The organism is Vagococcus fessus, assembly GCF_003987565.1.
Lineage (GTDB): Bacteria > Bacillota > Bacilli > Lactobacillales > Vagococcaceae > Vagococcus_D > Vagococcus_D fessus.
On record NZ_NGJY01000002.1, the window covers coordinates 316813 to 332251 of the forward strand.

At 36.7% G+C, this 15439-nt stretch carries 12 protein-coding genes; 4 read left to right on the top strand and 8 right to left on the bottom strand.

Translation table 11 applies throughout. The features are described from left to right. Positions 1 to 27: 27 nt before the first annotated feature. Positions 28 to 807 carry a hypothetical protein gene (locus CBF31_RS05870; protein WP_126831458.1) on the bottom strand — a complete coding sequence of 260 codons (780 nt, stop codon included), beginning with the start codon at positions 805 to 807 and terminating at the stop codon, positions 28 to 30. 155 nt (positions 808 to 962) lie between these two features. Between CBF31_RS05870 and CBF31_RS05875 the strand changes: the two genes are divergently transcribed. The 4 genes from CBF31_RS05875 to CBF31_RS05890 all read left to right on the top strand — a co-directional run bounded on the left by CBF31_RS05875 (position 963) and on the right by CBF31_RS05890 (position 3502). After that, positions 963 to 1499 carry a sigma-70 family RNA polymerase sigma factor gene (locus tag CBF31_RS05875; protein WP_126831459.1) on the top strand — a complete coding sequence of 179 codons (537 nt, stop codon included), beginning with the start codon at positions 963 to 965 and terminating at the stop codon, positions 1497 to 1499. A 68-nt stretch (positions 1500 to 1567) separates the two neighbouring features. Next, positions 1568 to 1777, top strand: coding sequence for a hypothetical protein (locus CBF31_RS05880; RefSeq protein WP_126831460.1), 210 nt, complete (start codon positions 1568 to 1570; stop codon positions 1775 to 1777). A gap of 18 nt (positions 1778 to 1795) precedes the next feature. After that, positions 1796 to 2008, top strand: coding sequence for a DUF2922 domain-containing protein (locus tag CBF31_RS05885; RefSeq protein WP_126831461.1), 213 nt, complete (start codon positions 1796 to 1798; stop codon positions 2006 to 2008). Positions 2009 to 2143: 135 nt separating this feature from the next. Beyond that, positions 2144 to 3502: a serine hydrolase domain-containing protein gene (locus tag CBF31_RS05890; protein ID WP_126831462.1), complete on the top strand. Its 1359-nt coding sequence runs from the start codon at positions 2144 to 2146 to the stop codon at positions 3500 to 3502. Between the two features lie 33 nt (positions 3503 to 3535). Here CBF31_RS05890 and CBF31_RS05895 read toward each other — a convergent pair whose 3' ends face one another. From CBF31_RS05895 to pdxA, 7 genes are all read right to left on the bottom strand, one after another. After that, entirely contained in the window at positions 3536 to 5482 is a 1947-nt protein-coding gene (locus CBF31_RS05895) for a BglG family transcription antiterminator (RefSeq protein WP_126831463.1), read from the bottom strand. Positions 5483 to 5576: 94 nt separating this feature from the next. After that, positions 5577 to 7520, bottom strand: coding sequence for a PTS fructose transporter subunit IIABC (locus tag CBF31_RS05900; RefSeq protein WP_126831464.1), 1944 nt, complete (start codon positions 7518 to 7520; stop codon positions 5577 to 5579). Positions 7521 to 7654: 134 nt separating this feature from the next. After that, a complete protein-coding gene (locus CBF31_RS05905) occupies positions 7655 to 9610 on the bottom strand; it encodes a fructose-1,6-bisphosphatase (protein WP_126831465.1) in 1956 nt (651 codons plus the stop codon). Between the two features lie 173 nt (positions 9611 to 9783). After that, positions 9784 to 10647: an LPXTG cell wall anchor domain-containing protein gene (locus CBF31_RS05910; RefSeq protein ID WP_126831466.1), complete on the bottom strand. Its 864-nt coding sequence runs from the start codon at positions 10645 to 10647 to the stop codon at positions 9784 to 9786. 608 nt (positions 10648 to 11255) lie between these two features. Then, the gene (locus tag CBF31_RS05915; protein WP_126831467.1) at positions 11256 to 12617 is read right to left on the bottom strand and encodes a GntP family permease; all 1362 of its coding nucleotides are present in this window, start codon (positions 12615 to 12617) and stop codon (positions 11256 to 11258) included. Further along, positions 12617 to 13930 (bottom strand): four-carbon acid sugar kinase family protein, encoded by a 1314-nt coding sequence (locus tag CBF31_RS05920; protein WP_126831468.1) that lies wholly within the window; start codon positions 13928 to 13930, stop codon positions 12617 to 12619. The genes CBF31_RS05915 and CBF31_RS05920 overlap by 1 nt, the downstream gene beginning before the upstream one ends. Positions 13931 to 13933: 3 nt before the next feature. Then, positions 13934 to 14965 (bottom strand): 4-hydroxythreonine-4-phosphate dehydrogenase PdxA, encoded by a 1032-nt coding sequence (pdxA, locus tag CBF31_RS05925; protein ID WP_126831469.1) that lies wholly within the window; start codon positions 14963 to 14965, stop codon positions 13934 to 13936. Positions 14966 to 15439 lie beyond the last annotated feature (474 nt).

Sequence of the window (15439 nt, forward strand, 5' to 3'; positions counted from 1 at the left end):
CGAGACCTATAAAAAGGGCTCGCTTTTTTATAATTTCAAAAAAGATTCTAACTCTTCAACTGTCCAATTGTCATTTTCAATAAGTGAATGAGCAATTTTTAAAAAGGAAAAATAAAAACCCATCTGTTTAAAAAGAGTACTATCATAAATAATTGGAACCTCTAGCTCCAAATTCTTTACAACCCTATTTAAACCTTTAACAATTTCATTATCCTCAACTCGGAAGCCTACACTCCAATAAATAAAATAATAATACAAATAACTATATTTAATATCTAGGGACATCGTTCGCTTAACTGCTCGCCTACTTTTTGGAACTTGTATGACCAAACCCGTTAAAAATTCAATCTGACAACCAGAAAAAAATACCTCACTAGTCGTTACCCCTTTTAAAGCTTTAACATGCAATAAATTGAACCATGCTACTACCTTTCCATCCTCTTTATTAAATGGTATAAAAATTCCTTCTGTTGAAAAATGAGGATAGCGGTAACGTTTGCCTAGAAAACGTGTTAACACTTGCTCTTTTTCTCGCTGACTGTAAAAAGTACTGGTGTAATTTCGTTCCAATACATGCGCCATCTCTGTTTTTATAAGGAAAGGTACTTCCCCTCTTTCCACTATTAAGGTCTTATTCGTATACTCATATCCAATTTGTGACAAATCGAGTAATAACAGTGTATCAGAGGAAATAACATAATCTTCTCTTAATTGACAACTCGGTATGCTTTCTTCAAGATGCTCAAAATCAATTGTCTTAAATGTTTCATGTCTTTTATTGTGCCCTTTCAAATAAAATCGTCTCATATCCAAGACTCCCCTACCTCATTGATTTATTCCCCTTTAATTTCATAGTGATAGTTTTGGACACATTTGGTTAATTTCCCTTCCGCTTAATAACGTTACACCTACTATACTACTGGTGTTGGCCAACTCTTACTTATTAAGAAAGGATATACTTTATGACTACTCGTGACTATTCGACACTGTTAAAAAACTACGATCGTTTCTTTCACTCGATTGTCAGACGGTGCCATCTTAAACCAACAGATTCAAATTACGATGACTACCTACAACTTGCTCGACTGCGTTTTATCTTATGTCTTCAACAACTGCCTGTTGATTTTTCACTGGAGCATCCTAAAAATAGAGGCTACCTTTTCCAAAATATCTATTGGCACCTTTTAGATGACTTAAAAAAAGAACGGTTGAGAGCTGGACGACACCCACTCTTAACGGAAGAACAGCTGACTTATGATACGACTGAAACACCTGAAGACTCTCCACTTGAACGCTTAGAAAACCAAGAACTGTTCTCACTACTCTTAAAACATCTACCGTCTGCTGAACAACGCCTACTGCTTTGGCGTCTAACTCATCAGACAACAGGACGTGATTATCAAGAACATTTTACTTTATCTAAAAGTACACTTTACCGTCAGCGACAACATATAAAAAAAGTTTTTCTAGAACTTAATGAAAATGATGACCCCTTTTAAACCTAAATTTCGTTACTAGAGTATAAGCATCGCGAGCTTACACGTCATATCAAAAGGAGGAACCACTCATGAATACATTAGAATCTGTCAAAGCAGAACTTTACTTTAACGTTGCTGGTGAACTGAAACAACAAAGAGAAATGATGACTGACTTACAATTGACAGCTACTCCCGAACAACTTGATCAACTAGGCAAACTTTTAGAAACCATTACACCTAAAGTTAGCACTTATGATTCAACTGTCTTAGTAACACGAACACGCTATTACGCTATGTAAAAGAAAGGAGAACACAACATGAAAAAATTACACTTACTATTTTTAAATGGCGAAGGAAAAACAACAACCTTGATTCCCTCTCTTGCTAAGGATACTCTTTCAGAAGAAGAAGTCCAAACTTTTATGACACAGCTTATTGCTCTTAATGTATTTGAAAAAAATGGCATTCAAAAATTTCAACATGCAAGTAGTGCCTATTATAGTGAAACAATCCGTACAGATATTTTTTAAGTAACCGTCAAATAAACTACCGACACTTTATTTTATAATAAGGTGTCTTTTTTTGTAAAAAAAAGTGAAAAGTATTTTTCCTTACGGTCAAATGTGTTATTCTAATAGAGAAACTATTTACCTTAAGGAGGCACTATGACTAGACGTTACCGCAACAATTCGCAACAAAAAAAGAGTTCGTTCAAAGCTATATTGTTCAACAAATGGACGTTATTAGGACTGTTATTTGTATTAGTTATTTCACTGGCCCTATATGCTGCCCGACTTACCAATAAAAATATCGATGAGCAACGTCAAGCAGTTCTAGCTGCGAAAAAGAATCAGGAAAAGAAGGATAAAGATGCTGCCTTCAAAATTTATGAAAAAAATATGAAACCACGTCTTGATTTTTCAAAACTAAAAAAATCAGACTATCCTGAATTAAAAAAAGAAATCTTAAAATCATTAAAAGAGGAGAACTATAGTGGTTCTGTTATTGCCATTAAAGATGATAAATTAATTGTTAACAGCTCTATAGGCTACAGTGATAAAGAAGCGGATAAAAAACTGACTGATAAGTCAGAATATATGTTAGCTTCTATCCAAAAATCATTTACCGCTGCTGCTATTATGCGTTTAGTAGAAGATAACAAGTTAACCCTTTATACACCTCTGTCACAATTCTTCCCTCAAATTCCAAATAGTGACTACATCACTATTCGAAATTTATTAGATATGACGAGCGGACTTTTCTTAGCTGACTATGAGAAAAATGCAATAGAAGAGGAAGAGGTACTCAATGAAATACTTCCGAATATTTATTATCAACCCTTATACAATGGATGGGAGTATTCTACTGTTAACTATACTATTTTAGCTGGCATTATAAGAAAAGTTAGTGGTCACAGTTATCAAGATTTCATCACTGATGAAATTATTAAGCCACTTCGTTTAAAAAATACAGGATTTTACGATAAACTACTGAAAAAAGAAGATAGAACCAAGTCTTATAAGAGTACTTTAGAGGATCCTTATAGTATGCCATATACAATTTCAGAAACTAAGTATGCTTCTGAGATTGGTACTGGTAATATCTATACGACTCCATCTGATTTACTTACGTATTTTCAAGCACTTATCGACGGTCATATTCTTCGTAAAAATAACTTAGAATCTCTAATGACTCATGATTTAATGTACTTCAATTATACTTATGCTAGTGGCGTCTACAATCGTGATGGTTATTTCCTTGCACATGGTGTATTTATGGGCTTTGAACCGACTGCTCTACTGACAAATGATGGATCATCAGGAATCATATTTATGGGAAATTCATATAATATTGAGCATATGAATAAAGATCTTATTACAGAACTTTTCAAAAAAATCACCGCTCCAGAGGAAGAAGCAAACACTCCTGTTGATCCTAATCAACAAGTGAACAACAACGTTCCTGACGGTCAGTTCAATGATAACAATTACCAAGCAACTGGAGACGAACAAGTTTATTATTAAAAAAGAGCCCCTACACCTGTAGGGACTCTTTTTTTAGCTATAATACTTAAAATAACTCAATACTTTCAACCTATCTTTTTCTTCAATAATTTGATGCAGCAATTCAGGTGATTCATTAATATAATGTAGGATACTAAAGAAATTTTTTAATTCTTTTTGACCCATATCTTCTTTTTTTAAGGCCAAGAGAGCGACTAACTGCACATCGCCATTCCCCCAAGATAGAGGTGTTTCTAGTGTGGCTAAACTAATGCTAGACGTCATCACTTGTTGAGGATCACCATGAGGCAAGGCGATTAAACTTCCAATTCTCGTACTCGAGTTAGACTCTCTCGCCAGTACTGTGTCTAAATAACCTTCCGCTACATAGTTTTGGGCTACTAATTTTTTTACCATCTCAGAGATGACCGTTTCTTTTTCTGTTGCCTTCATTTGAGTTTCTACTAAAAAGGGTTGGCTAAATCGTGTGATATCAAATTGTTTAGATACCCGATTTGGTTTGAATTCAAGTAAAAAAGAATGAAGGACAGCCAAATCTGCTTCTGATAGTAGCGGTGAAACTTCCAATACCGGTAATTCACCTGCCTGACACGGCACAGTCGTAATCGCAAAATCCAATTGCTCCCTTTCTGAATACGTAGAAAACTCTTGAACAGACACTAATTTTTCAACTACTATATTTGGGAAATGCCTATTAATTTTAGCTTCTAAAAAGGCTGAGACTCCCATACCATATTCACACACAATTACCGTGTGATACGTCATTTCTGCTGCTTTTTTTTGACGTTCTAATGCCCCTTGAAGGTGAACCGTTAAATACGCCACCTCTTCTTCAGGAACTGTAATATCTGTCGCTTTAAAGAACTCATCGACTATCGTTTGAACGATTAAAAATAACTGCGTATACGTTCGTCTAATTTCGTCTTTTAGGGGATTCGCAATATGGAAACCACTATTAATACGAGTAAAAGTGGACTCTAAATGTTGTTTCAGATTATCTAAAAGTATGTGGTCTTCAGATAAATCTATCCCTAGCAGATGATGAATTTCAGCAATTAAAACGGCTATAATCTTCTCTACCTCTTTAGAAATTTCTTGATAATAACTGTCTTCATCGCCACTATGATGGATGTTAAAACTTGAAATACGTAAGGCCAAGTAGCCTATTTCATCTTTTGGAAAATAAATGTTTAATTTTTGATGCAAATAATCAGTGATTTGTTCACTATAAGTTAAAGCTTTAGAATATTTGATTAAATCCCACTCGCCATCTGATAATGTTAAGGATTCATTTGTTTTAATCCGCTCAATCATAAATAAAATATGAATCGCTATACTATTCATCGGGTTATCTTTTATCACGATATCGGTTTCATTTACAAGAACCTGCAATGCTTCATTAACAATAGAAATAGACTGAGGTGAGAAGAATTCAGACAGTTTTTTACCATGTTGTTCTTCGGCATTAATCTCTCGCATAAGTTTGGCTAATATCTCTCGTCTAACACGTTCTGAAGCGACGACAAACGTTCCTTGACCTGGCTTGCTCACTAACTCCAACTGAAAACCAGCAACTTGCTCTTTCACATGCTCTAAGTCTTCTCTGATTACTGAACGATTTACAAAGAAGCGATCTGCTAGTTCATCTAGAGATAATGGTTCTTGCGCCATTAATAACGCCACTAAAATATAACGTTGTTGCATCTCTCGACTGTATTGCATGGGTATTTTATTTTTTAACAAGATACTCTGTAATTTTTGCTTTTCATAAAGGCCAACGTCAAGATGAATGCCAACTCCTGGTTTCTTCACTAGGTGTGCCTCATAGTTTTCTTTTTCAAAATAGGCTGTCAATTGATTGAAGTCATTGCGAACGGTGCGCTCCGAACACCCTACAAAAGAGGCTAAACTTTTTAATGTCACTGGATTTTCACCCATGTCGAGTAGATGCTCGAGTAACTGTTTTTGTCTCACATTCATTTCTGATTTCCCTCCCTATTTTTCACCAAAAGAAAAGACACTCCCTTTGCTATAAAATTATAACATAGGCAGTGCCTTAAATTCTAACTGTTGCTTAACGAACTGTATCTAATAACGCCATAACATCAACGTTTGTATCAGCTTCTAATAAGGATTGACGGAAATCGTCATCCATTAATTTACGTGATAACATTTGTAAGATTTTTAAATGAGCGTCTGTCTTGTTGCCAGCTGGAACTGCAATCATGAAGACTAATTTAGCAGGCTCGCCGTCTAAACTTTCCCAGTCAATTCCTTTTGGTGCACGACCAAAGACAACACTTGGTTCGATAACGGCATCTGATTTACCATGAGGGATTGCTACTGACATCCCAATTCCTGTAGTACTTTCAGATTCACGTTTTAAGATTGCTTTTTTAAATTCTTCTGCTGATGTAATTTTACCTAAGTCTGCAAATTTAGCAATTAACTCATCCATTACATCTAATTTTGTATCACCTTTAACATCTAAGATTAGAGCATCTTCTGTTACGATGTCTGTTAATTTTTCAAATTCTACATCATCTTTTACTTCTGGTGTTGCTACTGCTTCTTTAACTGGTGCAGCTGTTTCTGTTGCTGCTACTGGTGCTGCATTAACAGGTTTCTTTAAGAATGATAAACAGAATACTGTTACAGCAATCCCTACTGCTACTGATACGAAGAACATAAGTACATTATCAACCGCACCTAAAACTGCTACGATTGGACCACCATGAGCAACGTGGTCAGTCACGCCGAATAACATCGCCATAACACTACCAGCCATTGAACCCGCTACAATACTTGGAATAACACGTAATGGATCTGTTGAGGCGAAAGGAATCGCACCCTCTGTAATCCCGAATAATCCCATCGCGAATGAGGCTTTACCTGCTTCTTTTTCTGGTTGTGTAAATTTGTTTTTAAGAACGAATGTTGCCACACCTAAAGCTAACGGTGGCACACAGATGGCAACCGCAATGGGTCCCATGATACTGAAGTTTCCTTTTTCGATCATACCTGAACCGAATAAGAACGCCACTTTGTTGAATGGACCACCCATATCAACGGCAATCATCGCACCTAAGATTAGGGCTAAGACGATTTGGCTTCCACCTTGCATACCTGCTAAGAAATCAGATAAGCTTGAGAATAATAACGCTACTGGTTTACCAATAACATAAATGAATGCAAATCCTACAACTAATGTTGAAATAACTGGAATAATAATGATTGGCATGATTGATTGAATCACTTTAGGAACTTTTAATTTCTTAATGCCTAATGCCACAAAACCTGCAAGGAAACCGGCTAAGATACCACCTAAGAATCCTGCTCCTGCTTCACTGTTATATAATGCTCCGTTAGTCGCAATTAAACCACCAACAAAACCAGGAACTAAACCAGGACGGTCTGCAATACTTTGAGCGATAAATGCTGAAAGGACAGGAACCATCATTCCCATTGCTAACCCACCGATTGAGTTAATTGTTGCCCAGATACTACCTTCTGGAATCGCAATTCCGTTTGGTCCTGGAACACCACCTAGTGATAACGCGATGGCGATTAATAATCCACCTGTTACAACGAATGGTACCATGTATGATACACCATTCATTAAACTCTTATACATCACTTGACCAACACTTGCTTTTTTAGCTTCGCCATCTTCAGATGCTTGGCCGACTGTACCAGATTGGATTTGGCCTTCGCCGTTTAAAATTTTATTAATAAGTTCAGTTGCTTTATGAATCCCATCTTGTACGCCAACTTTTACAACTTGTTTGCCAGCAAAACGTGACATATCGACTGCTGTATCCGCTGCGATAATAACACCTTCAGCATTTGCAATTTCGGTAGCTGATAATTTGTTTTCAATACCGATTGATCCGTGGGTTTCAACTTTAACGTTAACGCCAAGTTCTTTCCCTTTCTTCTCCAATGTTTCGGCTGCCATATAAGTATGAGCAATCCCTACTGGACAAGACGTAATAGCAACAATTGTTTTTTCTGCCATTTGTATCTCTCCTCTTATATAATTTTTCTACCTTATCAGTTTATCAACTCCTATTGCAAGACTTAAACGTATTTTTTGCAAAAAGATGTGGCAAAGTTAGATTAACTAATCTGACTTTGCCACATCTCTTTTATTTAATAGCGCTCAATTAATTGTTTGGTTTCATAGTAAGTCTTTAATAATACTAAATCATCAATTTGCTTTTGAAGAGCGCGACCAATATCTGTCTCCGCCACATATTGACGTTTGTCTTCTTTAAAAACTAAACGTCTAGTCGACACTAAATCTCGTTCACTTTTCACACTCAACTCCGCCCCGCAGAACGGTTCGTGAACCGCTAACTCCATCCCGTATGAATTATAAATCAAGGTATACCCTGCAATCCCTGTAGCCGATTGATACGGTTTAGAATAGCCGCCGTCTATGACAATCATGGCACTGTTTCCTTTAATCGGATTTTCGCCTTTCTTTTCTTTGACGGGTGTATGACCATTGATTATATGTGAGTGACCAGGTTCTAAGCCAAACTCTTTGAGAATCGCATGACACCCTTCTTCCGTCTCACGCAAACGGTAATAACTATTTTTATACTCTTCATGGGTTTCTTTTTCCAAGATATAGTAACGTTCAAAGGTTGTCATCTTCGTCTTACCAAATAAAGGTGAGTACTTGCCTGTCCATAAATACCAAACATAATCAAGATAACGTGACGGCACTTCCTTATCTGTATGAGCTTGACGCAAAACTTTTTCAAAGCGGTCAAATAACCCTTTCCCAGAATAGGCTTGCCCATCAATCTCAAAGGATTGAAACTCGCCATCTTCAGTCATTGGCACACACCCGTGATACAGCAAGTTGCCATTATAGACTAAAGACATACTCCCCACCTGCATCAGATAGTCGATATGAGCCTGTAATTTCTCACTACCAGTAAATACCCTCACTAGAGCGTCAACTAACTCCTGCTCTTCATCAGTTAGCTTATACGGCTCATCAGGGTCAATCGTTGGAAAACTTGCTTGATCTAAGAAATAGCGTTGCCCTTCCAACTCTATCGTCAAGTCATCGTAGTTAATCTTCTCTAATACTAGACGATTTTCCATCTCAAACTCAGGACGACGTTTGATAATCTCTCCTTCTAATTTAAACTGGATGATCGCAATCGCTTGTTGGATTTTCCCCATCTGTTCTTTCTCATACACAGATACATCCTGATCTTCTTTGGTTAACCGTGGCAAGAATTGCTGGTTGGCACTATGATAGGTCTTCTCCGCAAAGTTAACCATATTACGAAGAGAGATCCCATATCCTTCTTCAAGCACTTCAAGATTATTATAACGAGAGGCAATCCGAATCACATTGGCAATACAGACTGCTGATCCCCAAGCTGCTCCCATCCACAAGATATCATGGTTACCCCACTGGACGTCAACCGAACTTTGCTTTTGAAGATGATTGATAATCTTATCTGGATAGGGTCCTCTATCATAAATATCTCCTACCACGTGTAGATGGTCAACAGTCAAATGCTGAATCAAGAAACACAACTCTCTAATAAACGCATCCGCCATCTCTAACTCAATGACATTTTTAATGATACTTTGATAATAGCCCGACTGCGTTTTGTGCTTACTAGGTGTAAACAATAACTCCTCGATAATATAACTAAACTCTTTCGGGATAGCCTTGCGGACTTTCGAACGACTGTACTTAGATGAGATATCCTGACACAACATTACTAACGCTTTTAAATTAGAGGCATACCACGTTTTTGCTTCTTCATCCGTTTGCCACTCCGCTTTTTTTAGAGCTAACTTTTCCTTAGGATAATAAATCAAACTCGCTAAAGTCCGCTGTTCCTCTGCAGTCAACTCTTCCCCTAAGACTTCACTAATCTTATTTTTAATTTTACCTGAACCATTTCGTAACACATGTTGAAAGGCATCATACTCACCGTGCAAGTCACTAACAAAATGCTCTGTTCCTTTCGGTAATGATAAAATCGCTTTCAAATTAATGATCTCTGTTACCACACTTTGTTTGTTTGGAAATTCTTTCGCTAATAAGGATAAAAACTTAACATCTTCCACGTTCTCACCAACCTATACCAATTTTTTGTTTTAAACAAACCTCACTCCATCATAATAACATAAAACAAGTATTCATAACGGAATAATGCTTATAAAAAACCTCATATAAGTATAGACCAATTTAAATTGTACGATAAAAAAAGACAAGAAGATGGGACTTCTTGTCTTTTAACTTATCTAAATTTTTTTAAAATGATAGTACCAAGAGCGGCAAATACTGTTACAATCCCAGTCGCTACAAGCGAACGGCTACTACGTTCACCAGTCTGAGGGAATGTTTTTTCTCCCTTAGCTGTTTCATCTAGAGCCTTTTCAGTTTTAAGATCATTGTTTTTTAAGCTTGCAGCCAAATTAACAAATGGCGTGTTTGTTTGACTGTCACCTAAAGCTAATTGATCCGTAAGAGAATTAGCGTCCTCTAACTCAACAAGTGGTTGACCTGGTACTGATGGCAACATCGGCATATTTGTTTCAGGTTCTAGTGGCATTGGCATTGGATCGGCAACATTTGGTACACTTGGTAATTCAGGAGTTGCAGGTTCACCAATGATATTTAGATGAGGTTGAATACCACCATCTTGTTCCATTTCATTTAATTTATTGTTCACTGCATGTTCAAGTTCATCAACGAATTCAGGTGTAATAGGCAAATCAGTAGAAGGCTTAGGCGTTGGCACAGTAAGTTCTGGTTGGATGCCATTTTCAACATCATTAAGGGCATTGTTAAGTTCATCTTCTTTTTCAGCAATTATATCCGGTTGAACACCATTTTGGACATCATTTAAAGCATTATTAAGCTCATCTTCCATTTGTCCGACTACTTCGGGATCGATTGGCAACTCTGATGATGGTGTTGGTTGTGTTGTTTGGGTATCCGTTTCTACATCATTTAAAGTGACGCTCGGTTGACTGCTTATCTCAGGATTAAGTGGCAACTCAGATGACGGACTCACATCTTCACTGGCATGACTCGTCATCGGAGCGACGGCTAATAATGTCGTGGCACATACAGCAGCTAAAAAATAATATTTTTTCATACAATTCCTCCTATTTTAAACCTAAGCAATAGGACACGTGATTATAAGAGACACAATCAAACAGAAAATATGAAAGCCTTTCCATTTGATGCCATTGTATGCCTTAAAAACACGAACAGTCAATGCCCACTACCATATATGACGTGTAAAACATACTTATTTTTGTATTGATTTAGTTCATAATACTATTTACTAATTTTGTCATTTTTGATGATAAGTCTATACCTCTTACCTGGCAAATAAGCACTATAAAAGGATTCTAGGTTAATTATTATAGCAACTCAAAATTGATACTGACTTACCGAATTTTTTTATTTTTAAAATTTTCTGCCAAATAACTTTTTGGATTTAAATTCTCCACGACTTAGCCTATTTACTTCCACAATACAGAGTGATAGCATTACCTTCATAGAGTTGTTTCTTACGCTGTCACAACTCTATAGACTGGTTTGAAAAACATCAACAATTTATTGGTCATTAGTACTACATTTATTATCTCAACTCTATTTGTAGTACGACTTGGCTTTCCTCTCCAGAAAGGCCAAGTCACAGAATTCTCCAAAAAAGACAACCTAATCATATTTTGATTAGGTTGTCTTTTTATTATATTAGAAAATCATCCCTACTAATAAAAGTTCTATTCCCCCAATTGCCCAACAAATCGTTGTCGGTACAGACCAAGACATTATCTGCTCTTTTGTTTGTGTAGCACCAATCGACTCAGTAATTGTCCAGAAGTAACCATCATTAAAGTATGAGAAGAACATAGCACCAATACAAGCTGCCATATTGGCTTGTACAGGATCAACACCTAATGTCTGCATTATAGGCGCTGTAATAGAAGCAGTCGTTAAGATAGCAACCGTTCCCGAACCTTGAATTGCTCTTATTAATGTTGCAATAATAAAAGGAATCATGATAGCAGGTAAACTTGTACGTGCTACTGCATTGGCAATCACTTCACCTACACCACTTTGGTTAACGACATTCCCTAAAGCACCACCTGTACCAATCAGCATCAAAATTTTAGACCCACTGGCAATCCCATCATCCATAATACCTATTGCTTCTTTCTTAGCAACGTGCCGATTTAATAGATATACAGCTAAAAGTAAACCTATTCCTAAAGCAATAATAGGTGAACCAAAGAAACCGATAACAGGACTTAAACTCCCTTTATAATGAAGTGTTCCTAAAATAGCATTAATTAAAATTAGCAAGACTGGAACAATAATAGGAATAATCGCAAAAATAGCTGCTGGACCTTCTTCTATTTCTTCTTCATCTAATTTTCGTCTCACAACTTTACTTTTATCCGTTTCAAATGACACACCATCTTGACCGACATATCGATAATATTTTTTACCAATCCATTTAGAGTAAATCACAACGCCTATGACCATCGGTAAACCAAAGACAAATCCCCACATCATAGTTTGTGCGATATCAGCATTAAATATTCCTGCACCACCTATCGGACCAGTTGCTGGTGGTACTAATTCATGACTCCATAAACACCCGCCCGCTAAAGCAATGCCTAATGTGTTAATACTGATTCCTGTTCGCCTAGAAATATCCTTGGCTAATGGAAATAAAATCAAAAAAGCTGGAATACAAAAAATAGCTAAAGAGGTTAAAAATCCAGTGATGACCAATGCAATAACTTCGCGACCCTCTCCCATTAGTTTAAGAAAGCTATTTCCCATCGATTTTGCAGCTCCTGATACTTCTAAAATTTTACCAATCATAACACCAAAGCCAATTAGAATTCCTAGACTTGCCATAGTATTACCAAAGCCAGTCTTAACTGCTTCAGCTACATCAACTGGATTCATACCGCCTAAAACACCAGTTAAAACCGCACCGATTAATAAAGCTAAAAAGGGGTTTAACCGAGTCTTAATCAATAAAAATATAAGAACGACTAATGAAATCCCTAACGCAACTAATACCTGAGTTGTATGACTCATTAGCGCACACCTTCTTTCGCTAAACGTTCTAAGGCGTAATTAATGCATTCCGTTATCGTTGTTTTGTCCCCAACTAATCCACCTTTTGTTATCAAAGCTTTACCTGCCAATGGTCCACCCTTCATTTTTCCATATACAGAGAGTGGGCTAATTTCAGCTTTAATCTGAATTCCATTTGCTGATAGTGCCTCTAAAAAAGATTGTGTAACATCGCCACCTGAAGTGTAATAAGCTGAAAAATCTACCTTTTTAGATTCAACTAAAAACTTTCCAATTTCAGCTAAACCTGAACTAATTGCACTAGATACTTGCTCTTTCGTTTGATTCAAACTAACAGCAAGCTCTTCTAATGATTTTTTATCTTCTAACGTAACCATAGTACTTATTACTAAAATTCGAGAATCAGCATTATGTAAAACAGCTTCTTTTACAACCCTTTCCATCTCTTCTAATCGATTCGAAAACTGACATATTTTTTTAACATCTACCCTAATAATATAAGGATTTAGATTTTCCTTTAAATGATTCAGTTGCTCTATCGCTATAGGGCTAGCACTCCCCATAAGCATTAAGATGTTATCTTTTACTCCCGCTTTCTTACTTTTTTTATCAAAAGTACTAACTAATGACTGAGTAAAAGGACCAGGATCTACTGCTAAAAAAGCTTGTTTCATCTCAATTAAAGCGTCACTTAAACTTTCTAAATCAGTTGCTGTGCAACTGTCACATACCACAATACCAGCCGGTTGTTGTTTAATTTCTGTCAATCTTGTTATAATGGCATCCTTTCCCTTTAAAACTGTATCTAGCGATAAATGCACGATGGGATGTTTTGATTGTTTTGCTATTAACTCAGTCACTCGTGAACTTAAAACTGGAGTTGTCGGGTCATTTTTGACATCTGTTTGTTCTAAAGGAATATCGTCAACTAACAAATAATCACCAATCACAATTTTCTTAGACGTCGGAAAAGCAGGGACAACTATTGCCAATGTTTCACGAGGGAGCATCTCTAACATAGCATCAATTTCAGCTCCCAAATTTCCACGTAGTGTAGAGTCAATTCTTTTACTGTAAAAATCAAGTGATACTTTATTTTTAATAAGATTTCCCATTACTTTAAGGACACTAGCGTAAGCTTCTTTAGCAGACACCGAGCGACTTGCTGTTGAAATGGCAAGAGCATCATAGTCTTTATACTCTTCTAGTGAAGACGTTATTTCAAGGGTTCCCACCTTGAATCCTGCTTTGGCTAGTAATGAATTGGATACATTTGCACCCGTTATATCATCCGCTACAATCACAGTTCTCATTATTTAGCCCTCACTTATCTTTAGTTGACTTAAAGCATGAGCTCTAAAACTTGAGGCATACTGAGCAGCTAAACGAATGGCCTCGTCCAAACTTGTTTCTCTCGCAATTCCTTTTCCTGCAATGTCAAAAGCAGTACCGTGGTCAACTGATGTTCTCAGATAAGGTAAGTTATGTGTGAAAGAAATCGTTAAATCAGGGTCAACTGTCTTTGTCGCAATATGACCTTGGTCATGATACAACGATAAAACACCGTCATACTTCCCTCTTAATGCTTGATAGAAAACAGAATCTGCTCCAATTGGGCCAATAACATTAACCCCTTCGGCTTGTAATTCTTCTACTGCTGGAATGATATGATTAACTTCTTCATCACCAAATAGTCCATGCTCGCCACTATGTGGGTTAAGTCCAGCGACTGCAATTTTAGGATTTTCCACTCCCATTTTTTCTAAGGCTTCAATCATCAAATGTGTAAACTCTTTTAGCCCTTCTTTATTAATCATATCGCAAGCTTGTCTAAGTGAGACATGTTTCGAATAAAAGAACGTTCTTAACCCATGAACTTGGAACATTGTTAGCGGGTCATTAACTCCTGTTAGCTCAGATAGAATATCAGTATGCCCTAGTGTTTTAATCCCAGCTGCTTGTAACGACTCTTTATTAATCGTTGTTGTTGCCATAGCTGCTGCCTCACCAGAAACACATAGGTCATTGGCTTTTTTGATGTAATCATAGGCCGCTTGACCACACTCAGCAGAGACTTTTCCGTATTCAAATACTTCTTGTGATAGATTATCGATATTAATTAAATTGATAATCCCTTCGTAATAGTTTCCTTCTGAAGGATGCTCGATACAGTTGATTTCTACAGGTAAAGCTAATAAATCACATGCTCTTGCGATGCTCCCTTTGTTCCCAACTACTACTATATTGGCTACATCATTTATACTTTTTTTTGTTAAAGATTTGACCACTATCTCAGGACCCACACCAGCAGGATCTCCCATTGTTACGACGACATATTCTTTTTTCATTAGACACACTCCTTTATGTAAACAAAGAAACGGACAGGTGAATAGCGACTCTATCAACATTCTTAATACAACAAAGATAAATTCCGACTTACTTGTTTGTCTAGATCAAACAAAAAGAGGGATTGGACGATTGTCCAACCCCTCTGACATAGCTTAATAAACTTATCTTAAACTCAATAAAAGTAACGTCAAATAAGGTTTCCCTTTATTTTGAAACGTTTACAAAAATACTGATTAATGATAGCATTAACTATGGCAACTTGGTCAGATTTTTTGTGTTTTGATTATCTGTTCAAGACTCTACGGAAAGGTTCCCGCCAATCTGTAGAGTGCCGATTTATTTAATTTATCCTTATCTGACGTCATTGTATGACGAGAAGATACGAATAGTCAAGGAAAATTTTCCTTGATGATGAATTTTATAGAGACTAAAAGCCCCAACCTTGTGTTATTAAGGTAGGGGCTTTTGGTTAT

Coding starts and splice junctions, on each gene's coding strand:
- CBF31_RS05870 (WP_126831458.1), bottom strand. CDS start 807: ATGAGACGATTTTATTTGAAAGGGCACAATAAAAGACATGAAACATTT.
- CBF31_RS05875 (WP_126831459.1), top strand. CDS start 963: ATGACTACTCGTGACTATTCGACACTGTTAAAAAACTACGATCGTTTC.
- CBF31_RS05880 (WP_126831460.1), top strand. CDS start 1,568: ATGAATACATTAGAATCTGTCAAAGCAGAACTTTACTTTAACGTTGCT.
- CBF31_RS05885 (WP_126831461.1), top strand. CDS start 1,796: ATGAAAAAATTACACTTACTATTTTTAAATGGCGAAGGAAAAACAACA.
- CBF31_RS05890 (WP_126831462.1), top strand. CDS start 2,144: ATGACTAGACGTTACCGCAACAATTCGCAACAAAAAAAGAGTTCGTTC.
- CBF31_RS05895 (WP_126831463.1), bottom strand. CDS start 5,482: ATGAATGTGAGACAAAAACAGTTACTCGAGCATCTACTCGACATGGGT.
- CBF31_RS05900 (WP_126831464.1), bottom strand. CDS start 7,520: ATGGCAGAAAAAACAATTGTTGCTATTACGTCTTGTCCAGTAGGGATT.
- CBF31_RS05910 (WP_126831466.1), bottom strand. CDS start 10,647: ATGAAAAAATATTATTTTTTAGCTGCTGTATGTGCCACGACATTATTA.
- CBF31_RS05915 (WP_126831467.1), bottom strand. CDS start 12,617: ATGAGTCATACAACTCAGGTATTAGTTGCGTTAGGGATTTCATTAGTC.
- CBF31_RS05920 (WP_126831468.1), bottom strand. CDS start 13,930: ATGAGAACTGTGATTGTAGCGGATGATATAACGGGTGCAAATGTATCC.
- pdxA (WP_126831469.1), bottom strand. CDS start 14,965: ATGAAAAAAGAATATGTCGTCGTAACAATGGGAGATCCTGCTGGTGTG.